At 69.8% G+C, this 21175-nt stretch carries 24 protein-coding genes and 2 tRNA genes; 12 read left to right on the top strand and 14 right to left on the bottom strand.

The window, feature by feature from the left end:
* The first annotated feature begins 33 nt into the window (after positions 1–33).
* The 3 genes from J2Y42_RS12495 to J2Y42_RS12485 are packed head-to-tail and all read left to right on the top strand — an operon-like array spanning position 34 to position 3312.
* Positions 34–1233 (top strand): mechanosensitive ion channel domain-containing protein, encoded by a 1200-nt coding sequence (locus tag J2Y42_RS12495; RefSeq protein ID WP_309859054.1) that lies wholly within the window; start codon positions 34–36, stop codon positions 1231–1233.
* Positions 1230–1628, top strand: a complete 399-nt coding sequence (locus J2Y42_RS12490; RefSeq protein ID WP_309859052.1) for a globin — start codon at positions 1230–1232, stop codon at positions 1626–1628. Before J2Y42_RS12495 ends, J2Y42_RS12490 begins: the two co-directional genes overlap by 4 nt.
* Positions 1629–1665: 37 nt before the next feature.
* Positions 1666–3312: an FAD-binding dehydrogenase gene (locus J2Y42_RS12485; protein ID WP_309859049.1), complete on the top strand. Its 1647-nt coding sequence runs from the start codon at positions 1666–1668 to the stop codon at positions 3310–3312.
* A gap of 95 nt (positions 3313–3407) precedes the next feature.
* On the opposite strand, the gene J2Y42_RS12480 is transcribed toward J2Y42_RS12485, so the two are convergent.
* Entirely contained in the window at positions 3408–4115 is a 708-nt protein-coding gene (locus J2Y42_RS12480) for a hypothetical protein (RefSeq protein WP_309859048.1), read from the bottom strand.
* A 42-nt stretch (positions 4116–4157) separates the two neighbouring features.
* Between J2Y42_RS12480 and J2Y42_RS12475 the strand changes: the two genes are divergently transcribed.
* Positions 4158–5033, top strand: a complete 876-nt coding sequence (locus J2Y42_RS12475) for an acyl-CoA thioesterase II (protein ID WP_309859045.1) — start codon at positions 4158–4160, stop codon at positions 5031–5033.
* A 27-nt stretch (positions 5034–5060) separates the two neighbouring features.
* Here the strand turns inward: J2Y42_RS12475 and J2Y42_RS12470 are convergent, their stop codons facing one another.
* Positions 5061–5780: a zf-HC2 domain-containing protein gene (locus J2Y42_RS12470; RefSeq protein WP_309859042.1), complete on the bottom strand. Its 720-nt coding sequence runs from the start codon at positions 5778–5780 to the stop codon at positions 5061–5063.
* On the bottom strand, positions 5777–6334 hold the full coding sequence (locus tag J2Y42_RS12465; protein ID WP_020074936.1) for a sigma-70 family RNA polymerase sigma factor: 558 nt from the start codon (positions 6332–6334) through the stop codon (positions 5777–5779). Before J2Y42_RS12465 ends, J2Y42_RS12470 begins: the two co-directional genes overlap by 4 nt.
* A gap of 77 nt (positions 6335–6411) precedes the next feature.
* Between J2Y42_RS12465 and J2Y42_RS12460 the strand changes: the two genes are divergently transcribed.
* Entirely contained in the window at positions 6412–6864 is a 453-nt protein-coding gene (locus J2Y42_RS12460; RefSeq protein ID WP_309859038.1) for a Rieske (2Fe-2S) protein, read from the top strand.
* An 8-nt stretch (positions 6865–6872) separates the two neighbouring features.
* Entirely contained in the window at positions 6873–7394 is a 522-nt protein-coding gene (locus J2Y42_RS12455) for a hypothetical protein (protein WP_309859035.1), read from the top strand.
* Positions 7395–7413: 19 nt separating this feature from the next.
* On the opposite strand, the gene J2Y42_RS12450 is transcribed toward J2Y42_RS12455, so the two are convergent.
* From J2Y42_RS12450 to msrA, 5 genes are all read right to left on the bottom strand, one after another.
* A complete protein-coding gene (locus J2Y42_RS12450; RefSeq protein ID WP_309859032.1) occupies positions 7414–7923 on the bottom strand; it encodes a thioesterase family protein in 510 nt (169 codons plus the stop codon).
* 11 nt (positions 7924–7934) lie between these two features.
* The gene (gene ettA / locus J2Y42_RS12445) at positions 7935–9617 is read right to left on the bottom strand and encodes an energy-dependent translational throttle protein EttA (protein ID WP_309859029.1); all 1683 of its coding nucleotides are present in this window, start codon (positions 9615–9617) and stop codon (positions 7935–7937) included.
* Positions 9618–9700: 83 nt separating this feature from the next.
* The gene (locus J2Y42_RS12440; protein WP_309859026.1) at positions 9701–10204 is read right to left on the bottom strand and encodes a DUF6993 domain-containing protein; all 504 of its coding nucleotides are present in this window, start codon (positions 10202–10204) and stop codon (positions 9701–9703) included.
* A 10-nt stretch (positions 10205–10214) separates the two neighbouring features.
* Complete coding sequence (locus J2Y42_RS12435; protein ID WP_309859023.1) at positions 10215–10631, bottom strand: single-stranded DNA-binding protein; 417 nt, start codon at positions 10629–10631, stop codon at positions 10215–10217.
* A gap of 126 nt (positions 10632–10757) precedes the next feature.
* Complete coding sequence (gene msrA / locus J2Y42_RS12430; protein WP_309859020.1) at positions 10758–11282, bottom strand: peptide-methionine (S)-S-oxide reductase MsrA; 525 nt, start codon at positions 11280–11282, stop codon at positions 10758–10760.
* 134 nt (positions 11283–11416) lie between these two features.
* Here msrA and J2Y42_RS12425 point away from each other — a divergent pair, with 134 nt between their 5' ends.
* Positions 11417–12124, top strand: coding sequence for a hypothetical protein (locus J2Y42_RS12425; protein WP_309859017.1), 708 nt, complete (start codon positions 11417–11419; stop codon positions 12122–12124).
* An 84-nt stretch (positions 12125–12208) separates the two neighbouring features.
* On the opposite strand, the gene nadE is transcribed toward J2Y42_RS12425, so the two are convergent.
* Positions 12209–13048, bottom strand: coding sequence for an ammonia-dependent NAD(+) synthetase (gene nadE, locus J2Y42_RS12420; protein ID WP_309859014.1), 840 nt, complete (start codon positions 13046–13048; stop codon positions 12209–12211).
* Between the two features lie 98 nt (positions 13049–13146).
* Here nadE and J2Y42_RS12415 point away from each other — a divergent pair, with 98 nt between their 5' ends.
* Positions 13147–14364 carry a cation:proton antiporter gene (locus J2Y42_RS12415; RefSeq protein ID WP_309859011.1) on the top strand — a complete coding sequence of 406 codons (1218 nt, stop codon included), beginning with the start codon at positions 13147–13149 and terminating at the stop codon, positions 14362–14364.
* A 6-nt stretch (positions 14365–14370) separates the two neighbouring features.
* On the opposite strand, the gene J2Y42_RS12410 is transcribed toward J2Y42_RS12415, so the two are convergent.
* On the bottom strand, positions 14371–15225 hold the full coding sequence (locus tag J2Y42_RS12410) for a LysR substrate-binding domain-containing protein (RefSeq protein WP_309859008.1): 855 nt from the start codon (positions 15223–15225) through the stop codon (positions 14371–14373).
* A gap of 162 nt (positions 15226–15387) precedes the next feature.
* On the opposite strand from J2Y42_RS12410, the gene J2Y42_RS12405 reads away from it, so the two are divergent.
* Together J2Y42_RS12405 and J2Y42_RS12400 are read left to right on the top strand one after the other, a co-directional pair.
* Positions 15388–16692, top strand: coding sequence for an MFS transporter (locus J2Y42_RS12405; protein WP_309859005.1), 1305 nt, complete (start codon positions 15388–15390; stop codon positions 16690–16692).
* Between the two features lie 39 nt (positions 16693–16731).
* Positions 16732–16804, top strand: a tRNA-Arg gene (locus J2Y42_RS12400).
* Between the two features lie 132 nt (positions 16805–16936).
* Here the strand turns inward: J2Y42_RS12400 and J2Y42_RS12395 are convergent.
* The 3 genes from J2Y42_RS12395 to J2Y42_RS12385 all read right to left on the bottom strand — a co-directional run bounded on the left by J2Y42_RS12395 (position 16937) and on the right by J2Y42_RS12385 (position 18539).
* Positions 16937–17012 (bottom strand) — tRNA-His (locus J2Y42_RS12395).
* Between the two features lie 48 nt (positions 17013–17060).
* A complete protein-coding gene (orn, locus tag J2Y42_RS12390) occupies positions 17061–17684 on the bottom strand; it encodes an oligoribonuclease (protein WP_029042786.1) in 624 nt (207 codons plus the stop codon).
* 9 nt (positions 17685–17693) lie between these two features.
* Complete coding sequence (locus J2Y42_RS12385; protein WP_309859001.1) at positions 17694–18539, bottom strand: SGNH/GDSL hydrolase family protein; 846 nt, start codon at positions 18537–18539, stop codon at positions 17694–17696.
* Positions 18540–18634: 95 nt separating this feature from the next.
* Here J2Y42_RS12385 and J2Y42_RS12380 point away from each other — a divergent pair, with 95 nt between their 5' ends.
* Positions 18635–18937, top strand: coding sequence for a thioredoxin family protein (locus J2Y42_RS12380; protein ID WP_309858998.1), 303 nt, complete (start codon positions 18635–18637; stop codon positions 18935–18937).
* Here the strand turns inward: J2Y42_RS12380 and J2Y42_RS12375 are convergent.
* On the bottom strand, positions 18934–19521 hold the full coding sequence (locus J2Y42_RS12375) for a winged helix-turn-helix domain-containing protein (RefSeq protein ID WP_309858996.1): 588 nt from the start codon (positions 19519–19521) through the stop codon (positions 18934–18936). The two genes, J2Y42_RS12380 and J2Y42_RS12375, sit on opposite strands and share 4 nt — an antisense overlap.
* Before the next feature lie 73 nt (positions 19522–19594).
* Here J2Y42_RS12375 and J2Y42_RS12370 point away from each other — a divergent pair, with 73 nt between their 5' ends.
* Positions 19595–20863, top strand: a complete 1269-nt coding sequence (locus J2Y42_RS12370) for an MFS transporter (protein ID WP_309858994.1) — start codon at positions 19595–19597, stop codon at positions 20861–20863.
* The last annotated feature ends 312 nt before the right edge of the window (positions 20864–21175 follow it).

Genomic DNA, 21175 nt, shown 5'->3' with positions numbered 1-21175 from the left:
CGCCAAGGCGCGGCTCGCTAGGCTCGAAGCGGTATGGAAATCCTCAAAGCGAACTTCTGGACCGATCTGGGCTCCTGGGCGGTCGACGCCGGCTGGAACATCGTCAACGCCGTCTGCATCGTCGCCGGTGCCTTCCTGCTGAGCTGGATCCTGCGCGTCGTCATCCGCAAGGTCGTCGCCCGGATCGTCAGCGGCGTCAAGAAGGGCCAGAACGTCAGCGACACGCAGGCGCTCGTGGCGTCGCCGCTCGCGGCCGTGCGCGTGGTGCAGCGCACGCGGACGCTCGGCTCGGTGCTGACCAACATCGTCAACGTGACGATCGGCATCATCGCGATCATCCTCATCCTCAATGTCTTCGTCCCCGACGTGCTCGGGTCGTTCGCGCTGCTCACGGCCGCGATCGGCGCCGGGCTCGGTTTCGGCGCCCAGAACATCGTGAAGGACGTGCTCAACGGCCTGTTCATGGTCATGGAGGACCAGTTGGGCGTCGGCGATGTGGTCGACCTCGGCTCCGCGACCGGCGTGGTCGAGGCGGTCGGCATCCGCGTGACCCAGGTGCGCGATGTCAACGGGACGCTCTGGTTCGTCCGCAACGGCGAGATCCTCCGCGTCGGCAACATGTCGCAGGGCTGGGCGCGCGTCATCATCGACCTCGCGGTGCCCTACGAGGCCGATGTCGAGGCGGTCGAAGCGAAGATGCTGGAAACCGCGACGGCGCTCGCGACCAGCACCAAGTGGCGCTCGCGCATCCTCGAGAAGCCGGAGCTGTGGGGAATCGAGTCGATCTCGGCCGACGCGATCGTCATCCGCATCGTGTTGAAGACCCGCACCACTGCGAAGGACGACGTCTCGCGCGAGCTGCGCCTCCGCCTCAAGCAGGCCCTGGACGAGATGGATGTGAAGCTCCCGTCGCTCTCTGCCGTCGTGCTGAGCGGATTCGACAGCGCCGCGAGCGTCATGGGCGCGAAGCCCCCGCGCACCCGGCCGAGCCAGGCCGTGACGCCGGAGCCGCCGCTGAAGGGGCGCAAGGCGCGCGCGGCGGCGAAGCGCCAGCAGGCGGCGGGCGGCGGACGGGTGGCCGACCCGGGCGCGATCCGGATCACGCCGGCGGTCGAGGGCGGAGCGTCCGTGCGGAAGGCGGCTGGGGAAAAGGCGGCGGGGGAAAAGGCGCCAAAGCCCGATGCCGACACCGCGCCCCACCCCCGCCCCGAGACGGACGGACCCGCCCGATGAGCATCCCCGTCGGCCCTCAGCCGAGCTTCTACGACCAGATCGGCGGACACGAGACGTTCGTCCGGTTGGTGGACGCGTTCTACCGCGATGTCGCCGACGACCCGGTGCTGCGACCGATGTACCCGGAGGAGGATCTCGGCCCGGCGAAGGAGCGGCTGACGCTGTTCCTGGAGCAGTACTGGGGCGGTCCGACGACGTACAGCGAGCAGCGCGGGCACCCGCGCCTCCGGATGCGGCACAACCCCTTCAAGGTGAACCCGGACGCCCGTGACCGCTGGCTGACCCACATGCGGACCGCGGTCGGCGAACTCGACCTCCCGCCGCTGCAGGAGGAGACGCTCTGGAATTACCTGGAGCGGGCCGCGTTCGCTATGGTCAACACATTCGAGGAGTAGCGCTCCTCCCGCCATCCCGGTGCCGAAGGAGACACGGATGACCTACGAACCCGACGCGATCGTCGTCGGCGCGGGCCTTGCGGGCCTGGTCGCCGCATCCGAACTGCTGGACGCGGGGCGCCGGGTCACCATCGTGGAGCAGGAGCCGTCCGCCTCGTTCGGCGGGCAGGCCTGGTGGTCGTTCGGTGGGCTCTTCCTCATCGACTCCCCCGAACAGCGCAGGATGGGCGTGCACGACTCCCTCGCGCTTGCCCGCGACGACTGGTTCGGCACCGCCGGCTTCGACCGCGACGAGGATCACTGGCCGCGGCAGTGGGCGGAGGCGTACCTGCAGTTCGCGGCCGGTGAGAAGCGGGCCTGGCTGCACGAGAAGGGCGTGCGCTTCTTCCCCGTCGTGGGATGGGCGGAGCGCGGCGACGGAAGGGCCGGCGGTCACGGCAACTCGGTCCCCCGCTTCCACATCACGTGGGGCACCGGTCCGGGGGTCGTCGAGCCCTTCGCGCGACGCGTGCAGTCGGCGGCGGCGAACGGACGCGCGGCGATCCGCAATCGGCACCGGGTGGACGAGCTGATCGTCGAGGACGGCCGGGTCACCGGCGTGCGCGGCGCGGTGCTCGCACCGGACACCGCCGGTCGCGGTGCGCCCAGCAACCGGGACGTCGTCGGCGACTTCGAGCTCCGGGCGCCGGTCGTCATCGTCGCCTCCGGCGGGATCGGCGGAAACCACGACCTCGTCCGCGCCGCCTGGCCTGCGCGGCTGGGCGAGCCTCCCGCATCCATGCTTTCCGGAGTGCCGGCCCACGTCGACGGCCGCATGCTGGCGATCGCGGAGACCGCGGGCGCGCACCTGATCAACGGCGACCGGATGTGGCACTACACCGAGGGCATCCAGAACTGGGATCCGGTGTGGGAGCGGCACGGCATCCGCATCCTGCCCGGCCCGTCATCCCTGTGGCTGGATGCGCACGGCGACCGACTGCCGTCGCCGCTGTATCCGGGATTCGACACGCTCGGCACGCTGGAGCACCTGCGGCGGACGGGTTCGGACTACAGCTGGTTCGTGCTGACCCAGAAGATCATCGAGAAGGAGTTCGCGCTCTCCGGCAGCGAGCAGAATCCCGACCTGACCGGCAAGGACGTGCGGCTGCTCGCCAAACGCGTCGCTCCGGGCGCACCCGGGCCGGTGGAGGCGTTCAAGGAGAAGGGCGCCGACTTCGTGGTCGCCGACACGCTCGACGAACTGCTGGCCGGGATGCAGCGCATCGCGGACGTCCCGCTCGACACCGAGCTGGTCGCACGGCACGTGCACGAGCGCGACCGTCAGCTGGACAACGAGTTCGGCAAGGATCTGCAGCTCGCCGCCATCCGAGCCGCGCGCCGTTACCGGGGCGACAAACTGATCCGCGTCGCAACGCCGCACAAGCTGCTCGACCCGGCGGCGGGACCTCTGATCGCGGTGAAGCTGCACATCCTGACCCGGAAGAGCCTCGGCGGCATCGAGACGGACCTCGACGGGCGGGTGCTGTCGGCCGATGGGTCGGTGGTTCCGGGCCTCTACGCGGTCGGTGAGGCGAGCGGCTTCGGCGGCGGAGGGATGCACGGCTACCGCGCCCTGGAGGGCACGTTCCTCGGCGGCTGCCTCTTCTCGGGCCGCCAGGCCGGTCGAGCCGCCGCCCGCGCCTGACCGTCCCTCGATGCGCGCTTCTCACACCAACAGCTCCTGACTTTTTCGCGATTCAGCGTCGCATTCGTGCGAAAAACTCAGGAGCTGTTGGCTTGTCAGCGGCGGAGGGTCCAGGCCTGGCGGCGGACGAGGGTGTGGCCGCGGCGCGTGGTGAGGCGCGTCCAGCGGCCCGTCTCGTGGATGGTGACCGTGTCGTCGTCGCCGACGAAGCCGAGGCTGTCCGCGGCGAATGCGGCGCCCGCGGGGATGTACTCCAGGTCGTCGATCGGGCGGCCCCACACCTCGGCACGGACGCGCTGCACCAGCTGCTCGCCTGTGCCGGTCGGCACGGCCTCTGCGACCTCGGCGACGCCCGTCTTCGCGGTCGACTGCAGCAGGGCGGACGATGTCTCGCCGACCTTCTGCCACCCTCCCCGCGGCGGCGAGATGCCCGCCCACGTCACGGTCGACACCTCGAGCGGCAGGCGGATCTCGATCGGCGCGGCCGTGCCCTCGGCGCCGGTGCCCTCAGCCTCGGCGGCCTCTGCGCTCTCGCGCACCCGCGCCACCCGGTCGAGCAGCGAGCGGATGGGAACGACGACATCGAACTCCACATCCGCACCCGTCGCGAAGGTCCGCAGGCCCAGCACGGTCGGCGTCTCATCCATCAATCCCCGCGGATACAGGATCGCCGTGTAGACGGCCAGCACCCCCGATCCGGCGATCAGGCGCACGGAGCCCTCCTCGACACGGGCCGCCCGCGACAGATAGGTCTGCAGATCGGCGACGGCGAGGAGATCGACTAGAGAAAACGACTGGCTCATCGGATGTCTAAACTACCAACACACCACCGACTTGGAGGCACCGTGACCGAGCCCCTGGCTTCCCTACTGACCGCGCTCGATCTGACCGACACCGGCGCCCGCACCAGTGAGGACATCTTCACGGGCCCATCGCAGTGGATGCCGCTGGGCCGCGTGTTCGGCGGCCAGGTGCTCGCGCAGTCCATCATTGCGGCCACCCGGACGGTCGACGACGACCGCAGCATCCACTCGATGCACGGATACTTCCTGCGTCCGGGCGACGTGAACTTCCCGATCACGTTCTCCGTGGACCGCATCCACGACGGGCGGTCCTTCTCTCGGCGCCGCACCCAGGCGTATCAGAACGGGCTCCCCATCCTGTCGATGATCGCCTCGTACCAGACCGAGGATGAGGGCATCGAGCACCAGGACGCGATGCCCGAGGGGCTGCCGGACCCGGAGAGCCTGCCGTCGACGGCGTCGTCGCTGGAGGACGTGCGCCATCCCGTCGCGCAGTACTGGGCCAGCCAGCGCCCGTTCGACATGCGGCACGTCACCTCGCCGGTCTACCTCTCGGTCGAGGGCGACCGGGTCGCGCACCAGGCGGTCTGGTTCCGAACCATCGGTGACATGCCCGACGATCCCCGGCTGCACCAGGCCGCACTCGCCTACGCGAGCGACTACACGATCATGGAGTCGATCATGCGGCGGCACGGCATCGCCTGGGCCACCCCGGGGCTCAAGGCCGCGAGCCTCGACCACGCGATGTGGTGGCACCGGCCGGCCCGGGTGGACGAGTGGCTGCTGTACGTGCAGGAGTCGCCGACCGCCGGCGGCGGGCGCGGGTTGGCGGAGGGGCGCATCTTCACCCGCGATGGACGCCTGGTGGCGAGCGTCGCGCAGGAGGCGACCATCCGGCTCCCGCGCGCCGAGGACTGAGCGAGCCGACCGGCCGCTGCCGACGCCCTAGTCGAACGTGCTGCGCAGCAGTACCGTCCCGCCCGCTGCGCGGATGTCCACCGAGGCGATGTCCGCGATCGGGATGCTCGTCGTCGCGACGGGCGTCGCAACTGTTCCGGCCTCCGCCGTCCAGGTCGAGATCTCGTGCTGCGTGCCCGAACGGTCGGTGACGACCATCGCGTAGGTCCACGCTCGGTCGCCGTCGTCGCCCCCGAGGTGGGCGTAGCGGCAGTCGGAATCGATGCGGGTGCCCCACGGTTCCGCGGTCAGCCGGAGGTCGGCGGTGAGCGGGCTCGGTTCGACCTGTTTCATGACCACGGCAGCGGTGGGCGTGGATGCGGGCTGCAGGATCGCGGGCAGGGCGAAGGCGGCGAATCCCACCACGATCGCGGCGGCAGCGGCGGACAGCCCCGCCACCAGCCAGCGGGACCGAATGCGACGCCGGCGTGCCTGGTGCAGCAGCGACGGGAGCACGTCGGGCGACGGTCCCTCGGAGTCGGGCCGATCGGTTGCGCTCGGCGTCGGCAGCGGCTCCTCCAGGAGCGCTGCGGCCTGCTCGCGCGGCACGCGGCTGAGGATGCCCGGCATCCCGGCCAGCTCGGCCACCGCCTCGGAGCATCGGTCGCACTCGCGCAGGTGCGCCTCGAAGGCGCGGCGTTCCGTCGGTGAGAGCGCGCCTAGCACGTATGCGGCGTCCCAGGTGGCGAACTCGTCGTGCGTGGTCATCGTTCCGTCACCCCTCTCTCCTGAAGTGCGAGCCTCAGGGCTCGCAGGCCGTAGTGGAGGCGCGACTTGACCGTGCCCTCCGGGATGTCGAGCTCGCGCGCGATCTCGGCGATCGAACGTCCGCCGTAGTAGGCGTGCACGATGACCGCGCGGTGCTCGACGGACAGCTCCGCCAGGGCGTCCGACACCAGCCACGCGTCGAGGACGGCGTCCGCCTCGCTGTCCGGTGCAGGATGCTCCGGCAGCGTGTCCGTGCCGAACTCGTGCCGGTGGGCGGCGCTGCGGCGGCCGTCGATGACGAGATTCCGGGCCACGGTGAAGAGCCAGGTGCGCGCGGACTGCTGCGATTGGTCGAGCACGGAGGGCTTCCTCCAGGCGCGCAGGAGGGTCTCCTGCACCACGTCGTCGGCCATCGCACGGTCGCCGGTGAGGTGCACGACGTACCGCCAGACGGCTTGCGCGTGCTGGTCGTGCAGCTCGCGCAGCAGGCGGGCGTCCTCCTCCGGCATGTTCACCTCCACCTCGTACACGATGCAGCCGACGGAAAGGTTCATGCGGAACGGTTGAACCGACCGCGCGACCGTCTCGTGATAACCGTAGAAGACGCATCCGCCGAACGGGAGGAATCCGCATGAACGACCACGCACCGCTCACCCGCCGCACCCTCGTCACGATCGGCGGGGCCTCCGCCGGCGCGGTCCTGCTCGCCGCCTGCACACCCGGCGGCGGACAGGACGCGAACGGATCCGGATCCGGCTCCGGAGACGGCGGGTCGTCCTCGGGCGGCGGCGGCACGGCCGAAGTGTCGCTCGCGTCCATCCCGGTCGGTGGTGCCGTGTCTGCCACGCTCGCGGGCAAGCCCATCGTGGTGTCGCAGCCGACCGCCGGTCAGGTGGTGGCGTTCAGCGCCGTGTGCACGCACCAGGGATGCACGGTCGCGCCGCAGGGCAAGGAGTTCGACTGCCCGTGCCACGGTTCGAAGTTCGACGCGACGACGGGCGATGTGCTCAACGGCCCTGCGCGTGATCCGCTGCCGAAGCTGAAGGCGACCGTGTCGGGCGACTCCGTCACCGTCACCGCGTAGGGCGCGCCGTGGAGGTCAACGGACTGCCGCTGCACGTCCTGCTGGTCCACTTCGTCGTCGTGCTGGTGCCGCTGACGGCGATCGCCGCGCTGCTGGTGCCGATCTGGCCGGCCGCACGCCGGCGGCTCGGGATCGTGGTGCCGTTGCTGGCGCTGGCGGACCTGATCCTGGTTCCCGTCGTCGTGGAGGCCGGTGAGTGGCTGCAGGCGCGGCTGCCGGCCACCCCGCTGATCCAGCAGCACGCTGCGCTGGGCCACGGTCTGCTGCCGTGGGTGATCGCGCTGTTCGTGTTCACCGTCGTCCAGTGGGCGTGGTTCTTCTTCTTCGACCGGCCGGACTCGCCACGCCGGCCGAGCGTGGCGGTGCGCCGCACCGCGATCATCGTGCTGACGGTGATCGCGGCCGTGCTGGCCGTCGGAACGGTCGTCGAGGTGGTCCTGATCGGCGAGGCGGGCTCGCGGGCGGTGTGGGAGAACTCGTTCAGCCCGGACCCGGTGCAGAGCAGCCCGGCGCCGACACCGGCCCCGTGAGGGCGGAGCGGGGCGTCGTCTAGGACCGCTTGGCGAACGCCACGGGCTCGTCGAGGTACGGCGTCCAGGCATCCCGCTCGCGCTCGTTGATCCGGCGCGGCCTCTGCGTGGTCGCGTCGACGAGCACGATCGTCGTGGCCGCGCGCGTGAACAGCGTCTTCGGCTCCGTGCCCTCCGGCGACCACACCTCGTAGCAGACTTCGAGGCTCGCGCCGCCGAGGCGGCCCAGCCAGAGCTGCACGTCGAGCGGTTGGCGGAGGTACGGGATGGGCGCCAGGTACTCGATCTCCTGCCGCGCGATCAGCGTCAGGGTGTCTGCGCCCGGACGGCCGTCGAGGACAGCGGTCGACCCGCCGACGGCCTCGCCGCTTCCCGCCGCCACGCCGCTCGTGTCGCCGCTGGAGTCGTCGGTCGCCCAGAACGCCTCGATGCGCGCCTCCTCCAGGAGGCGCAGCATCTCGGCGTTGTTCACGTGGCCGTAGGCGTCGAGGTCGCTCCAGCGGAGCTTGATCGGGACGTGCAGTCGCATGGCCGGCCGTCTCAGTCGCGCGTGAGCTTGCGATACGCGGAGCGGTGGGGCTTGGCGGCGTCGGGGCCTAGACGCTCGACCTTGTTCTCCTCGTATGCCTCGAAGTTGCCCTCGAACCAGTACCAGTCGGCCGGGTTCTCCTCGGTGCCCTCGTAGGCGAGGATGTGGGTCGCGATCCGGTCGAGGAACCACCGGTCGTGGGTGATGACCACCGCGCAGCCGGGGAACTCGAGCAGGGCGTTCTCCAGGCTGGAGAGCGTCTCGACATCCAGGTCGTTGGTCGGCTCGTCGAGGAGCAGCAGGTTGCCGCCCTGCTTCAGGGTGAGGGCGAGGTTCAGGCGGTTGCGCTCACCACCGGAGAGCACGCCCGCCTTCTTCTGCTGGTCCGGTCCCTTGAAACCGAAGGTGGAGACGTAGGCGCGCGACGGCACCTCGGTCTTGCCGACCTGGATGTAGTCGAGCCCGTCGGACACGACCTCCCAGACGTTCTTGTTGGGATCGATCCCGCCGCGGGTCTGGTCGACGTACGAGATGTGCACGGTCTCGCCGACCTTCAGGTCGCCCCCGTCGAGCGGCTCGAGGCCGACGATCGTCTTGAACAGCGTCGTCTTGCCGACACCGTTCGGGCCGATGACGCCGACGATGCCGTTCCGGGGAAGCGTGAAGGTGAGGCCGTCGATGAGCTTGCGGTCGCCGAAGCCCTTCTCGAGGTTCTTCGCGTCGATGACGACCTGACCGAGGCGCGGCCCCGGCGGGATCTGGATCTCCTCGAAGTCGAGCTTCCTCGTGCGCTCCGCCTCGGCCGCCATCTCCTCGTAGCGGGCCAGACGGGCCTTCGACTTGGCCTGACGCCCCTTGGCGTTGCTGCGCACCCAGTCGAGCTCCTCGGAGAGGCGCTTGGCCAGCTTCGCGTCCTTCTTGCCCTGGATCTCGAGGCGCTCGCGCTTCTTCTCGAGGTAGGTCGAGTAGTTGCCCTCGTACGGGTACAGGTGCCCGCGGTCGACCTCGGCGATCCACTCGGCCACGTGGTCGAGGAAGTACCGGTCGTGGGTCACGGCGAGAACGGCGCCGTGGTACTTCGCCAGGTGCTGCTCGAGCCAGAGCACGCTCTCGGCGTCGAGGTGGTTGGTGGGCTCATCGAGGAGCAGGAGGTCGGGCTTCTGGAGCAGAAGCTTGCAGAGCGCGACACGGCGCTTCTCACCACCCGAGAGCGTGTGGACCGGCCAGTCCCCCGGCGGGCAGCGGAGCGCATCCATCGCCTGGTCGAGCTGCGAGTCGAGATCCCACGCGTCGGCGGCGTCGATCTGCTCCTGCAGCGTCCCCATCTCGGCGAGGAGCGTGTCGAAGTCGGCGTCCGGGTCGGCGAGGAGTCCGGAGATCTCGTTGAAGCGGTCGACCTTCTGCTTGATCTCGCCCACGCCCTCCTGGACGTTCTCGAGCACGGTCTTGTTCTCGTCGAGCTCGGGCTCCTGCATCAGGATGCCGACGGTGTATCCGGGGCTGAGCTTGGCATCGCCGTTGGAGGGCGTGTCCAGACCGGCCATGATCTTCAGGATGGTGGACTTACCGGCGCCGTTCGGACCCACGACGCCGATCTTCGCTCCCGGCAGGAACGCCATCGTGACATCGTCGAGGATCACCTTGTCGCCGACCGCCTTGCGGGCGCGCACCATCGAGTAAATGTATTCGGCCACTCTTCTTCTTCAACTCCCTGTCGTCGGCTTACTGCCGTATTCGAGGATACCGGCCCTGCGCCGCCTCCCGGGCGGCTCCGGCCCTACCACTCGATCGGACGGGTCTGCCCGATGAGGCAGTTCCCGGTGGACAGCACGGGCGTCACCATGCTGGAGTAGCCGCCCGCGTCGGCGCCGTTCTGGCCGATCAGGCAGCTGTCGCCCATCCGCACCGAGAACTGGATCGAGTTCGCCTTCAGCCCGATGGTCGTCGTATCGACGGTCACCTGCATGTCGGCCTTGGCGAAACCGGCCTTGACAAGCGCGTCGATGAAGTCGCGACCCTGGGCGTTCGGGTTCGCCGCAAGCGTCGCGTGGTTCACCGTGTCGAAGTAGGCGAGGTTCTCCTGCGCCGTGCCGCCCGGCACCAGACCAGCCGGCGTCGGTGTGGCCGTGCTCGTCGCCATCGGCGTCGCCGTGGGCGTCGCAGACGCTTTCGGCGTGGATGCGGTGCACCCGGCGAGAGCGAGAGCCACGGTCAGTCCGGCCACCAGGGTGAGAGCGGAAGCAACGGGCGAACCGGTCCGGCGGACTACGGAAGACGGCATATCCGGCATCTTAGGGTGCCGCCGCTGGGATTCCCTCGGGAGGCGCCGGTGAGGGATCACCGTCGGTATCCGCTGCGGCCGCCCGTGTGAACCGTGATCGCCCCCAGGTGAGGTCGTGCCCGATGGACTCCGCCTCGATCTCGACCGTCATCCCCTGCTTCTCACCCGACCACTCGCGCAGGCACAGTCGCCCGGCGACCAGCACCGGGTCACCCTTGGTGATGGACTCCGCCGTGCCCAGCGCGAGACGCCGGAAGGCGCTCACGGTGTACCAGTTGCTGCCGCCGTCTTCCCACGAAGACGCCTGGCGGTTGTAGCGGCGGTGCGTGGTGACGAGCCGGAAGCTCGTGATCGGCAGCCCGCCTTCGGTGACCAGGTGACGGGGCTCGGTGGCGACGAAGCCGCGGACCGCAACGGTATCGGACATGTTCTCCTCTTCTCTGCGCCCGCTCCTGCGGCGGGCACAGCCCCAGCCTCGCTGCTCCGTGGGCGTCGCGAGCCGCGGGTGGAGAATCTGTGGAGAACGGGCCTAGTCCGGAAGAGGTGGACGGATTCAGGCCGCCACGTAGTCCGCGTACGACGCGCGGATCTTGTTCACCTTCGGCAGGGCGACGGCGAGACAGTAGCCCTGGCCCGGGTTCTTCGCGAAGAAGTCCTGGTGGTACTCCTCCGCGCGGTAGAAGGGCCCGAGCGGCTCGATGGTGGTCACGATCCCGCCGTCCCAGTACTCGGCGGCGCGGTCGCGCGCACCCTCGAACAGCTCGCGCTGATGCTCGCTGTCGTAGAACATCGCCGAACGGTACTGGGTGCCGATGTCGTTGCCCTGCCGGTTCAGCTGCCGCGGGTCGTGCAGCGTGAAGAAGACGTCGAGGATGACGCTCGGCGGGATGACCTCGGGGTCGAACGTCACCGCCACCGCCTCCGCGTGCCCGGTGCGACCCGTGCACACCTCTTCGTAGGTGGGGTCGACGGCGGTCCCGCCGGTGTAGCCGGACACGACGTCCTGCACGCCGCGGAGCACGCGGTACACGGCATCCAGGCACCAGAAGCATCCGCCTGCCAGCACGAAGGTCTGCATGGGGTCCCCTTTCGATCGTCGTCTCCATTCTGCCGCGCCCGTGAAGCCCGCGCGCAGAGGACGCCGTGCGCCCGTTTGACGACACGACGCAGAGGGTCCGCGGCCAGGTGGACAACCGCGGCTACCATCACGGCATGCAGTGGTGGAATGACTTCGTCGATTGGCTCACGTCGCCGGCCGCGCGCCCGGCGCTCTTCTACGCGGCGGTCCTCGCGGTCGCCGTGATCGTCTCCGGCCTGATCTCCGCGTGGATCGCCCGAGGCGCCCTCAAGGGTCTGCTCTCCCGCACCGACCGCCAGCAGAAGGCGTCCGCGATCGCCGCCCTCGTGGATGCCGCGACCGAGGCCTCCGTCTGGAACTCCCTCACCCCGGCCGAGCAGGTGCTCTCCGACCGCGCCGTCGGCCAGGCCGACATCATGGTCCGGCTGCTCCCGATCAAGACGGCAGGCCTCGCGGCCACCTGGGCGGGCCACCAGCTCGCCGAGATGAAGCGGGCTTCGGCCACCTTCGGCTACCAGCTCGACCCGGCGATCGCGGAGTTCCGCGACCGCCTGCTCGAATGGCAGAACAACCCGCGTCGAGCTCGCCGCATCTTCCAGAGCGACCTCGAGCGGTGGCGGTTCGAGAACACCGACACCGAGCGGTCGCTGATCGCGCAGCAGGACGCGTGGGTCGCGCAGCAGCACCACGACCAGTACGCCGCGCCGGCGACCACAGCCGCTCCGGCCGCTGCGCCCGCGCAGGACGACACGGCCGAGACGAACCCGTTCGTCCAGGCCGCCGCGGCCGGCGCTCGGCCGCAGGACACCGCGCCGACCACGCGACTCGGGCAGCCCGTCTGACGACCGCCGCTCCGGCGGCATCCACTCCACCCGACACGAAGGGCGCCGGCATCACGCCGGCGCCCTTCGTCGTTGCTCCGATGATCAGCGGCTGTACGCGCCCTCGCCCCACCACGAGTCGAACAGGCTCGCCGGAGGCTGCCGCTTGTGCTCGGTCGCCCGGTATCGCGCCTCCAGCGCCTCCGCGACCTCGTCCGACACGTCCTTCCCCTCCAGGAAGTCGTCGATGTCGACGTACGTCAGCCCGAGGTTGTCCTCGTCGGTCTGGCCCGGGTTGAGGTCGAGCAGGTCGGCCGTCGGTGCCTTCTCGTACAGCCGGGCGGGCGCACCCAGGTGCGCGAGCAGCTGCTTGCCCTGCCGCTTGGTGAGGCCGCTCAGCGGGAGGATGTCCGTGCCGCCGTCGCCATATTTGGTGAAGAAACCGGTCACCGCCTCCGCCGCGTGGTCGGTGCCGATCACGAGGAGACCGCGCTGGCCGGCGATCGCGTACTGCGCGACCATGCGGATCCGGGCCTTCACGTTTCCCTTCACGAAGTCGGTCATCGGCTCCCCGAGAGCATCCGCGTACTCGTCCTCGACGCCGTCGGTGCCGCGCTGGATGTTGAACACGACCGAGCTCTTCGGCTGGATGAAGGACAGCGCCAGCTGCGCGTCCTCCTCGTCCCGCTGCACGGCGTACGGCAGACGGACCGCGACGAAGTCGGCGTCCGTCCCCTCCGCGGCCAGTCGCTCGACCGCCAGCTGGGCGAGCCGGCCGGCGAGACTGGAGTCCTGGCCGCCGCTGATTCCGAGGACGAAACCGGCCGCACCCGTCGACCGGAGGTAGTCGACCAGGAAGCCGACGCGTCGCTCGACCTCGGCGGCCGGGTCGATCTCGGGACGGACGTGCAGCTCTTCGATGATCTGTGCCTGAAGTTCGCGCATGACGCCACATTATCCCCGTCCGGTTTCGCCCGTGTGAACGCCTCCGTCCTCCACGAACGGTCTGCCGCGGACGCCGCGGCGGTCGCTAACATGCGCCCATGGAACCCGCCGTCTCGAGCGTTGTGCTCGTCCCCCTGCTCGGCGTCCTGGCCGCCCTTCTCACCACCGCGGTCGGGCGGTTCGTCAAGATCCCGCTCGTCGTGTTCGAGATCGTCCTCGGTCTGATCATCGGCCCCAGCGTCCTCGGCTGGGTGCCGGAGACGGCCGGTCTGGATGCGATCGCCAACTTCGGCCTCGCCTTCCTGTTCTTCATGGCGGGCAACGAGATCGACTTTCCGGCCATCGCCGGCCGGCCGCTGCGTCGGGCATCCCTGGTCTGGCTGTTCTCCCTCGTCTTCGCGATCGTGCTGGCCACGCTCATCGCGGGATCCATCGTGCCCGGCGTCTATGTCGGCATCGCTCTCACCTCGACGGCCCTCGGCACCCTGATGCCCGTGTTGCGCGACGCCGGGGAGATGCACACACCGTTCGGCCGGGTCGTCACCGCGATCGGCGCTGTCGGCGAGTTCGGCCCGCTGCTCGCGATCTCGCTGTTCCTCAGCGGCCGGAAGCCACTGGCCGCCGCGCTGGTGCTGATCGGGTTCGCCGTGATCGCCGGAGCAGGGATCTGGATCGCCTCGCGCGGAGGCCACGAGCGATTCCACCGGCTCGTCCGTGCGACGCTGCACACCAGCGGCCAGTTCGCCGTGCGATTCGTGGTGTGCGTCATCGCGGCTCTCGTCGGTCTGAGCATCGCGCTCGGGCTCGACATGCTGCTCGGCGCGTTCGCCGCGGGGGTGCTCTGCCGCATCCTGCTCTCCGGGGCGAAGCCGGAGGACGCCCATCACATCGAGAGCAAGCTCGAGGCCGTCGCCTTCGGCGTGCTGGTGCCGGTGTTCTTCATCAACACGGGCATCGGCTTCGACTTGAAGGCGTTGCTCGGAGACCCGCGGGCGCTGATCCTGCTGCCGATCTTCCTCGTCCTTCTGCTGCTCCTGCGCGGCATCCCGGCGTCGTTCCTGGCGCCGCCGGGCTCGACGTTCCGCGACCGGGCTGCGCTCACGCTGTTCAGCGCGACCGGGCTGCCGATCATCGTCGCCGTGACCGCGATCGGCGTGCGCGAGCACGACCTGCAGGTCGGCACCGCGACGGCCCTGGTCGGAGCGGGCATGCTCTCCGTGCTGCTCTTCCCGCTGATCGCGCTGACCCTCCGCCGGAAGTCCGCCGACGGCGGCGTACGGCCTGCCGATCCGGACGCCGTGCCGATCGAAGGCTGAGCCGGATCAGGCCACGCGGCTGACGGCGCGCGCCAGGATCGCGGTGGTCAGCGCATCCACCGGCTCCCGCGCGGCCGACGGGTTGGAAAGCAGCGTGAAGTCGACGTGGCCGAGCTCCGGCAACCCGAATCGGTTCGTCACCTTGATGAGGTCGGTGGGGATGAGCGAGCGGGGGAAGACGGCGACGCCGATCCCTGCCCGGACGGCGGCGAGCACGCCGTTCACCTCACGGGTGTTGCAGGTGATCCGCCAGGTGCGGCCCGCGGCCTCCAGGGCGTCGATCGCGGCCTGACGACTCAGGCTCGGGCCCTGGTAGGAGATGAGCGGCACGGGTCCATCGGGATCGAGCACGGTCTTCTCCTGCCCCATCCACACGAGCTCGTCGGTCGCCACGACCGCCCCCTCCGTCGTGCCCGGCGTCTGCTTGATGAAGATGAGGTCGAGCTGGCCGGCCTTCAGCTTGCGGTGCAGCGGGCCGGACTGATCGACCGTCAGCTCCAGATTGATCTGCGGGTTCTGCTGACGGAAGTGGCGCAGGATGCGCGGGAGCGTCGTGATCGCGAGATCGTCGGCCGCCCCGAAGCGCAGACGCCCGCGCATGGCCGACCCGCTGAAGTAGCTGTCCGCCTCGGCGTGCGCGGCCAGGATGGTGCGGGCGAAGCCGGCCATCGCATCCCCGTTGTCCGTCAGCCGCACCTCTCGCGTGTCGCGGGCGATCAGCTGGCGCTTCGCCGCCTGCTCCAGCTTGCGGATGTGCTGGCTCACCGTCGGCTGACTGATGCCCAGCCGCCCGGCGGCCTTGGTGAAGCTGCGCGTGTCGGCGACGGCAAGGAAGGTCTGCAGCAGGACAGGGTCGAACATTCGCATCCATTCGAAAAGCCAATGGGACTTATAGCCGTGATCGGCTCCAAGAATAGTCCCGATTGCGTAGTGTCGAAGGGAGACTTCATACGGAACCAGCGACGACATCGAGGTAACACGCACGTGGCGCACTCCCCCGCAGCGGCCCCGCCCACCGGACCCATGCCGGTCCTCTCCACCCGGCCGCCGTGGCGCGAGACGTTCGCCTCCCTGCGGGTGCCGAACTACCGCCGGTTCGCGGCGAGCAACCTGGTCGCCAACACGGCGGTGTGGATGCAGCGCATCGCGATGGACTGGCTGGTGCTGCAGCTCTCCGGAAGCGTCGCCGCCGTCGGCGTCACCGTGTTCATGCAGTTCACGCCGATGCTGCTCTTCGGCCTCTGGGGCGGGGTGATCACCGACCGGTACTCCAAGCAGCGGCTGCTCGTGATCACGCAGTCGTGCGCGGCCGCCCTCGCGGCGCTGCTCGCTGTCCTCACCCTGACCGGCGCCATCGAGGTCTGGCACGTCTACGCGATCTCGTTCACCCTCGGTCTCGTCACGGTCGTGGACAACCCGGCACGTCAGGTGTTCGTCAACGAGCTCGTCGGTCCGCGCTACCTGCGCAATGCGATCAGCTTGAACTCGTCGATCTTCCAGCTCGGCGGGCTGATCGGCCCGGCGGTCGGCGGCATCCTCATCACCGCGGTCGGCGGCGGATGGTCGTTCGCCATCAACGCCGTCGCCTGCCTCGCGGTCGTGTTCGCGGTGGCGACGCTCAAGCGGTCGGAGCTGCACGCGTCGCCTGCGGCTCCCCGCGGCAAGGGGCAGCTGGCCGAGGGGATGCGCTACGTCCGCCGCAAGCCGGTGATCTTCTGGACGATCGTCATGGTCGCCGTTGTCGCCGTGTTCGCCTTCAACATGCCGGTGTTCCTCGCCGCCTACGCGAACGACGTCTACAACGTCGGCGCGCAGGGCTACGGGATGTTCAACGCGCTCGTCGCCGCCGGCGCGCTCACCGGCGCACTCGCCTCGACGCGCCGCACCAGCGTCCGGCTGTCGATGGTCGTCGGCACCGCGGCAGCCCTCGGCGTCGTGCAGGCGCTGGCCGGATTCGCCCCGGGCGAGCTGGCGTTCGGGCTGCTGCTCGTCGCCATCGGGGTCGGCAACCTGCTCTTTATCACCGCGGCGAACTCGCTGGTGCAGATGTCGTCGAACGTGCAGATCCGCGGGCGCGTGATCTCGCTGTACATCCTCGTGCTGCTCGGCGGGCAGGCCCTCGGCGGTCCGCTGATGGGGTGGATCGTGGAGCAGGTCGGCCCGCACATCGCCATGGCGATCTCCGGACTCGTGCCCACCGCGGCGGCGGCTGTCGTCGCCGTGCTCATCGCCCGGCAGGCCAGCCTCCGCCTCCGCTTCGGCCTGCGCGGGCGCCGTCCGGTGATCGCGATCGTGAACCGCGCGGGGAAGACCGGCCAGACGCTCTGACGCGGCGGCAGCCGAGCGCTCCGGTATCGTGGACTCGACGCCCCCGTAGCTCAGCGGATAGAGCAGGAGCCTTCTAATCTCTTGGTCGCAGGTTCGATTCCTGCCGGGGGCACCCTCCCGCGCAAGCAAACAGATCCTGAGTTTTTCGCGTCCCGAAGCCCATTCGAACGAAAAAACTCAGGAGCTGTTTGCTTAGGGCGCGGGGATGCGAAAAAGGGCCGGACTACGAGAGTCCGGCCCTGTGTGGGGTGAGTAACGGGGCTTGAACCCGCGACCTCCTGGACCACAACCAGGCGCTCTACCAACTGAGCTATACCCACCACGACGCCTCGTCGATCACGCGGATCGACCGAAGCAACTCATCGATTCTAGTACATGCGGGGAGCCCATTTTTCCACCACGCCCGCGGCCAAGGCCTGGGTGTCCTCCGTGGTGGGCCCGGGCGGGGCGACGAACGCAGCCGAGCGGTAGTAGTCGAGCTCGCGGATCGACTCGAGGATGTCGGCGAGCGCCCGGTGGCCGCCGTTCTTCTCGGGGGCGTTGAAGTAGATGCGCGGGAACCAGCGGCGGGCAAGCTCCTTGATCGACGACACATCCACGTTGCGGTAGTGCAGGTGGTTGTCGAGCCTCGGCATGTACTTGGCGATGAACATGCGGTCGGTGCCGATCGTGTTGCCGGCGAGCGGGGCCGTCCGCGCGGTCGGCGCGAACTTCAGCACGTACTCGAGCACCTCGTACTCGGCCTCGGCGAGGCTCTTGCCGTTCGGGATCTCCTCGATCAGCCCCGAGGTGGTGTGCATCTGCCGGACGAAGTCGCCCATGTTCTCGAGCGCGGAGTCGTCGGGCTTGATGACGATGCTGAGACCGGGGTCGAGCACGTTCAGCTCGAAGTCGGTGATGACCACCGCGATCTCGACGAGCTCATCGACCTCGAGGTCGAGGCCGGTCATCTCGCAGTCGATCCAGACCAGTCGATCCGAGGAAGTAGCCATAACAGGAGTCTAATGCTGGCCTCCGACAGGGCCGGACAGGCCGACAGGGCCGGACAGGGCCCCGAAGTCGACCCGCTGCGGCACCGGGAGCTTCGGCCCCATCCCGTCGCCGGTCGACACGTGCCGCACCCGCCGGGCGATCCACGGGATGGCGTACACCCGCAGCCAGGTCCGGAACGGCACCGAGTCGGGCGGCACCGGCGCCGTCGCCTCCGGGGCGACCGTCGTCTCCGGCCCGCTCACCTCCGCGTACGGCACCCCCAACGCGTGGGCGGCCTGCGCCGCGAGCAGCCGGTGACCGCGCGTGCTCAGGTGCACCCGGTCGGACGCCCACATCGCGGGGTCGCGGAACTCGCGCACGCCCCACACGTCGAGCACGATCGCGCGCTGGTCCCGCGCGATGCTCCAGATGTTCGCGTTGAAGACGGCCGCGCGCCCTCTGAACGGCTTGAGGAAGAAGGCGAACTGCGGGTCGAAGATGTTGGCGAGCAGGACGGTCGTCCCCGCGGCGCGGAGGTCGCGGATCCCCGCTTCGAGCCGGGTGGCGAGCGCGTCCGGGTCGGCCGCGGGGCTCATCAGGTCGTTCCCGCCGATCATCACGGAGACGAGGTCGGGCCGGAGGTCGAGCGCGTGCGGGATCTGCGCATCCACCACGTCGGCGATGCGGCGGCCGCGCACGGCCAGGTTGGCGAACTCCAGCGAGGCGCCGGCGAGCCGGGCGTCGCCGTCGAGGATTCCGGCCAGGCGGTCGGCCCAGCCGAGGAAGGCGTCCGCGTGCCCGGGGGCGCGGTCGCAGAGGCCCTCGGTGAGCGAGTCTCCGAGGGCGACGTAGCGCGTGAAGGTCGTTCGGCTCACGGGACGATTCTGTTGGTCCCGCTCCCCCGGCGGTGGCGGCGACGGCCCGCACCGCGCGATCGTCGCCGCGATTTCCCCGGACGTACACTGACGGTGTGGATTCGACACCGGCCGTTGTCCCGGAGGTCACCGGGAAGGCGCAGCTCACTCTCTATACATCCGCGTTCTGCGAGCCGTGCATGCAGACGCGTGCCGTGCTCGCGGAGGCGACGCGACTCGCTCCGCGCATCGAGGTGACCGAGCTGGATGTGGCGCGCAACCTGGAGCGCGCCGAGCGCGACCGCATCCGCTCCACCCCGACGGTGATCGTCGAAGCGCCCGACGGTACGGAGGTGTTCCGCGCAGAGGGCGTTCCGACCCTCGCGCAGGTGCTCACGGCGGCAGCGGCGGCTCTCTAGGAGGCCTTCGGCGCGTCCTCTCCCCCGTCGTCGGCCGGAGACGCCGTCCTGTGCAGCAGGAACATCCCGCCGTGCGCGGGCAGATACCGCCGCTCGGCGTCGGTCTCCACGTACTCGTCGATGACGGCGACGATGCGCCGGTCGAGCTCGGCCACGTCCTCCGGCGAGAGGTGCAGCGAGAAGCGCGCGTACGTGGCGATCGACGTCGGGCCGGCCTCGGCGAGCTCCTGCTGGAACGCATCCACCGGCGCGAAGCCGTCGCCCAGGTCGAGATCCTCCAGAGGCACGGACAGCCACCAGGTCCGCCCGGTGGAGCGGTACGGCTTCTCGAGAGCACCGGTCTCCCCCGTCCGCACCTCCCCCGGCTCCAGGAAACCCGCGTCGACCAGCTGGCGCACGTGGTAGTACGCCGTGCCCGGGTCGACGCCCAAGCGGTCGGCCAGTTGCTTGTTGGTGAGCTCGCGGTCGCCGCAGAGCCGCACGATGCGCACACGCAGCGGATGCGACAGAGCCTTGAGCTCCTGCGGCGTGGCCGGGCGGCGCTTGGCGTCGGGCCCTGCGTCGATGCTGCGTTCGTCGGTCACGCTCCGACTCTAGCGCGGATTGGGATTTCATCCATCGATTGAGTTTTCTCAATCACTGTGCAACGCTTGCCGTATGACCGCGAACGGACTCGGCGCACGGTACTGGAAGCTGTGGACGTCGGCAGGCCTCTCGAACCTCGCCGACGGCGTGATGAAGGTCGCGCTGCCGCTCGTCGCCATCCGCTACACCGACTCTCCCGCGCTCATCGCCGGCCTCTCCTTCGCGTTCACCCTCCCCTGGCTGCTGTTCGCGCTGACGGCCGGAGCGCTCGCAGACCGGCTGGACCGCCGCCGCCTCATGCTCGTCGCGAACGCGGCCCGCGCGCTCTTCCTCGCGTTCCTGACGGTCGTCACCCTGACCGGGATCGGGTCCATCTGGATGCTGTACGCCGCGGCGATCTGCATCGGCGTCGCGGAGACCGTCTACGACACGTCGTCGCAGTCGATCCTGCCGCAGCTCGTCTCGCGCGACCGCCTCTCCCGGGCGAACGGGCGCCTCTACGCGGCGGAACTGACCGCGAACGAGTTCGTCGGCCCTCCGCTCGGCGGCTTCCTGGTGGCGACCGGTGTCGCGCTCGCGTTCGGCGCGCCGGTGCTGCTCTGGCTCGCCGCGATCGGGATGCTGCTGCTCGTCCGCGGGCGTTACCGGGCCGATCGGCCCGAGCGCACGACGATCCGCGCCGACATCGCCGAGGGCCTCCGCTTCCTCCGCGGCAGTACGCTGCTGCGCACGCTCGCGATCATGGTGGGCGTCTTCAACTTCGCCGCCTCAGCCGTCTACACCGTCTTCGTGCTGTATGCCGTCGGCCCGCAGTCGGCCATGAGACTGACCGACCCGGGATACGGCCTGCTGCTGACGGCGTCGGCCGTCGGGAGCGTGCTCGGCACCTTCCTCGCGGAGCCCGCGGAACGGCTGCTCGGGCGGGCCCGCGGGCTCGCGTTGACCATCGTCGGCTCCCTCTTCACGGTAGCGACGCCCTTCTTCACCACGAATCCCTTCATCATCGCGGCGGGGATGCTGATCGGCGGCGTCACCGTCTCGATCTGGAACGTGATCACCGTCTCGCTGCGCCAGCGCGTCACCCCCACCCGCCTCCTCGGGCGGGTCAACAGCGCCTACCGACTGCTCGCCTGGGGCACGATGCCGCTGGGCGCGCTCGCCGGCGGCCTCATCGGTCAGCTGTTCGGCGTGCGCTGGGTCTTCCTCGTGATGGGGATGCTGGTCGTGCTGCAGCTCATCCCGATGCTCTGGGTGACCGACCGGCGCATGGACGCGGCGGAGGCGGAGGTGGAGGCCGAGGAGCACTCGGAGGCAACCACCGACTCGCCGACAGGTCGTTGACGCGTACACGACTTTGCCAGGCTCTATGCCCGAACCGTCCAGAAACAGCGCCTAGGGTCGATGGTCGACGGCAGTGAAAGCCGTCCGTGCCGCGCAGGCGCGCATCCAGGCCCCAAACCCTCAAGGCCCCCAACCTGAGACGTCCCCCGGCGTCGCCCTGGACACGCAGCCCTTCCCACGCCCGGCACACCCGCGCCGCATGCCGCGCCTTCCGGACCACGGGTCCACCAGGCGCTTCCGCGCGTGCCGCGCGGCAGTCAGCCCGCAGGACCACCCGAATTCACACGGTCCGGTCGCAGGGACGCCCACGGC

It is taken from the genome of Leifsonia sp. 1010 (assembly GCF_031455295.1).
Lineage (GTDB): Bacteria > Actinomycetota > Actinomycetes > Actinomycetales > Microbacteriaceae > Leifsonia.
This window is presented reverse-complemented; position numbering and strand designations above follow the sequence as displayed.

What these genes read in the sequence shown, in the direction of transcription:
- J2Y42_RS12495 (WP_309859054.1), top strand. Translation starts at nt 34, where the DNA reads ATGGAAATCCTCAAAGCGAACTTCTGGACCGATCTGGGCTCCTGGGCG.
- J2Y42_RS12490 (WP_309859052.1), top strand. Translation starts at nt 1,230, where the DNA reads ATGAGCATCCCCGTCGGCCCTCAGCCGAGCTTCTACGACCAGATCGGC.
- J2Y42_RS12485 (WP_309859049.1), top strand. Translation starts at nt 1,666, where the DNA reads ATGACCTACGAACCCGACGCGATCGTCGTCGGCGCGGGCCTTGCGGGC.
- J2Y42_RS12480 (WP_309859048.1), bottom strand. Translation starts at nt 4,115, where the DNA reads ATGAGCCAGTCGTTTTCTCTAGTCGATCTCCTCGCCGTCGCCGATCTG.
- J2Y42_RS12470 (WP_309859042.1), bottom strand. Translation starts at nt 5,780, where the DNA reads ATGACCACGCACGACGAGTTCGCCACCTGGGACGCCGCATACGTGCTA.
- J2Y42_RS12465 (WP_020074936.1), bottom strand. Translation starts at nt 6,334, where the DNA reads ATGAACCTTTCCGTCGGCTGCATCGTGTACGAGGTGGAGGTGAACATG.
- J2Y42_RS12460 (WP_309859038.1), top strand. Translation starts at nt 6,412, where the DNA reads ATGAACGACCACGCACCGCTCACCCGCCGCACCCTCGTCACGATCGGC.
- J2Y42_RS12450 (WP_309859032.1), bottom strand. Translation starts at nt 7,923, where the DNA reads ATGCGACTGCACGTCCCGATCAAGCTCCGCTGGAGCGACCTCGACGCC.
- J2Y42_RS12440 (WP_309859026.1), bottom strand. Translation starts at nt 10,204, where the DNA reads ATGCCGTCTTCCGTAGTCCGCCGGACCGGTTCGCCCGTTGCTTCCGCT.
- J2Y42_RS12435 (WP_309859023.1), bottom strand. Translation starts at nt 10,631, where the DNA reads ATGTCCGATACCGTTGCGGTCCGCGGCTTCGTCGCCACCGAGCCCCGT.
- msrA (WP_309859020.1), bottom strand. Translation starts at nt 11,282, where the DNA reads ATGCAGACCTTCGTGCTGGCAGGCGGATGCTTCTGGTGCCTGGATGCC.
- J2Y42_RS12425 (WP_309859017.1), top strand. Translation starts at nt 11,417, where the DNA reads ATGCAGTGGTGGAATGACTTCGTCGATTGGCTCACGTCGCCGGCCGCG.
- nadE (WP_309859014.1), bottom strand. Translation starts at nt 13,048, where the DNA reads ATGCGCGAACTTCAGGCACAGATCATCGAAGAGCTGCACGTCCGTCCC.
- J2Y42_RS12415 (WP_309859011.1), top strand. Translation starts at nt 13,147, where the DNA reads ATGGAACCCGCCGTCTCGAGCGTTGTGCTCGTCCCCCTGCTCGGCGTC.
- J2Y42_RS12410 (WP_309859008.1), bottom strand. Translation starts at nt 15,225, where the DNA reads ATGTTCGACCCTGTCCTGCTGCAGACCTTCCTTGCCGTCGCCGACACG.
- J2Y42_RS12405 (WP_309859005.1), top strand. Translation starts at nt 15,388, where the DNA reads ATGCCGGTCCTCTCCACCCGGCCGCCGTGGCGCGAGACGTTCGCCTCC.
- orn (WP_029042786.1), bottom strand. Translation starts at nt 17,684, where the DNA reads ATGGCTACTTCCTCGGATCGACTGGTCTGGATCGACTGCGAGATGACC.
- J2Y42_RS12370 (WP_309858994.1), top strand. Translation starts at nt 19,595, where the DNA reads ATGACCGCGAACGGACTCGGCGCACGGTACTGGAAGCTGTGGACGTCG.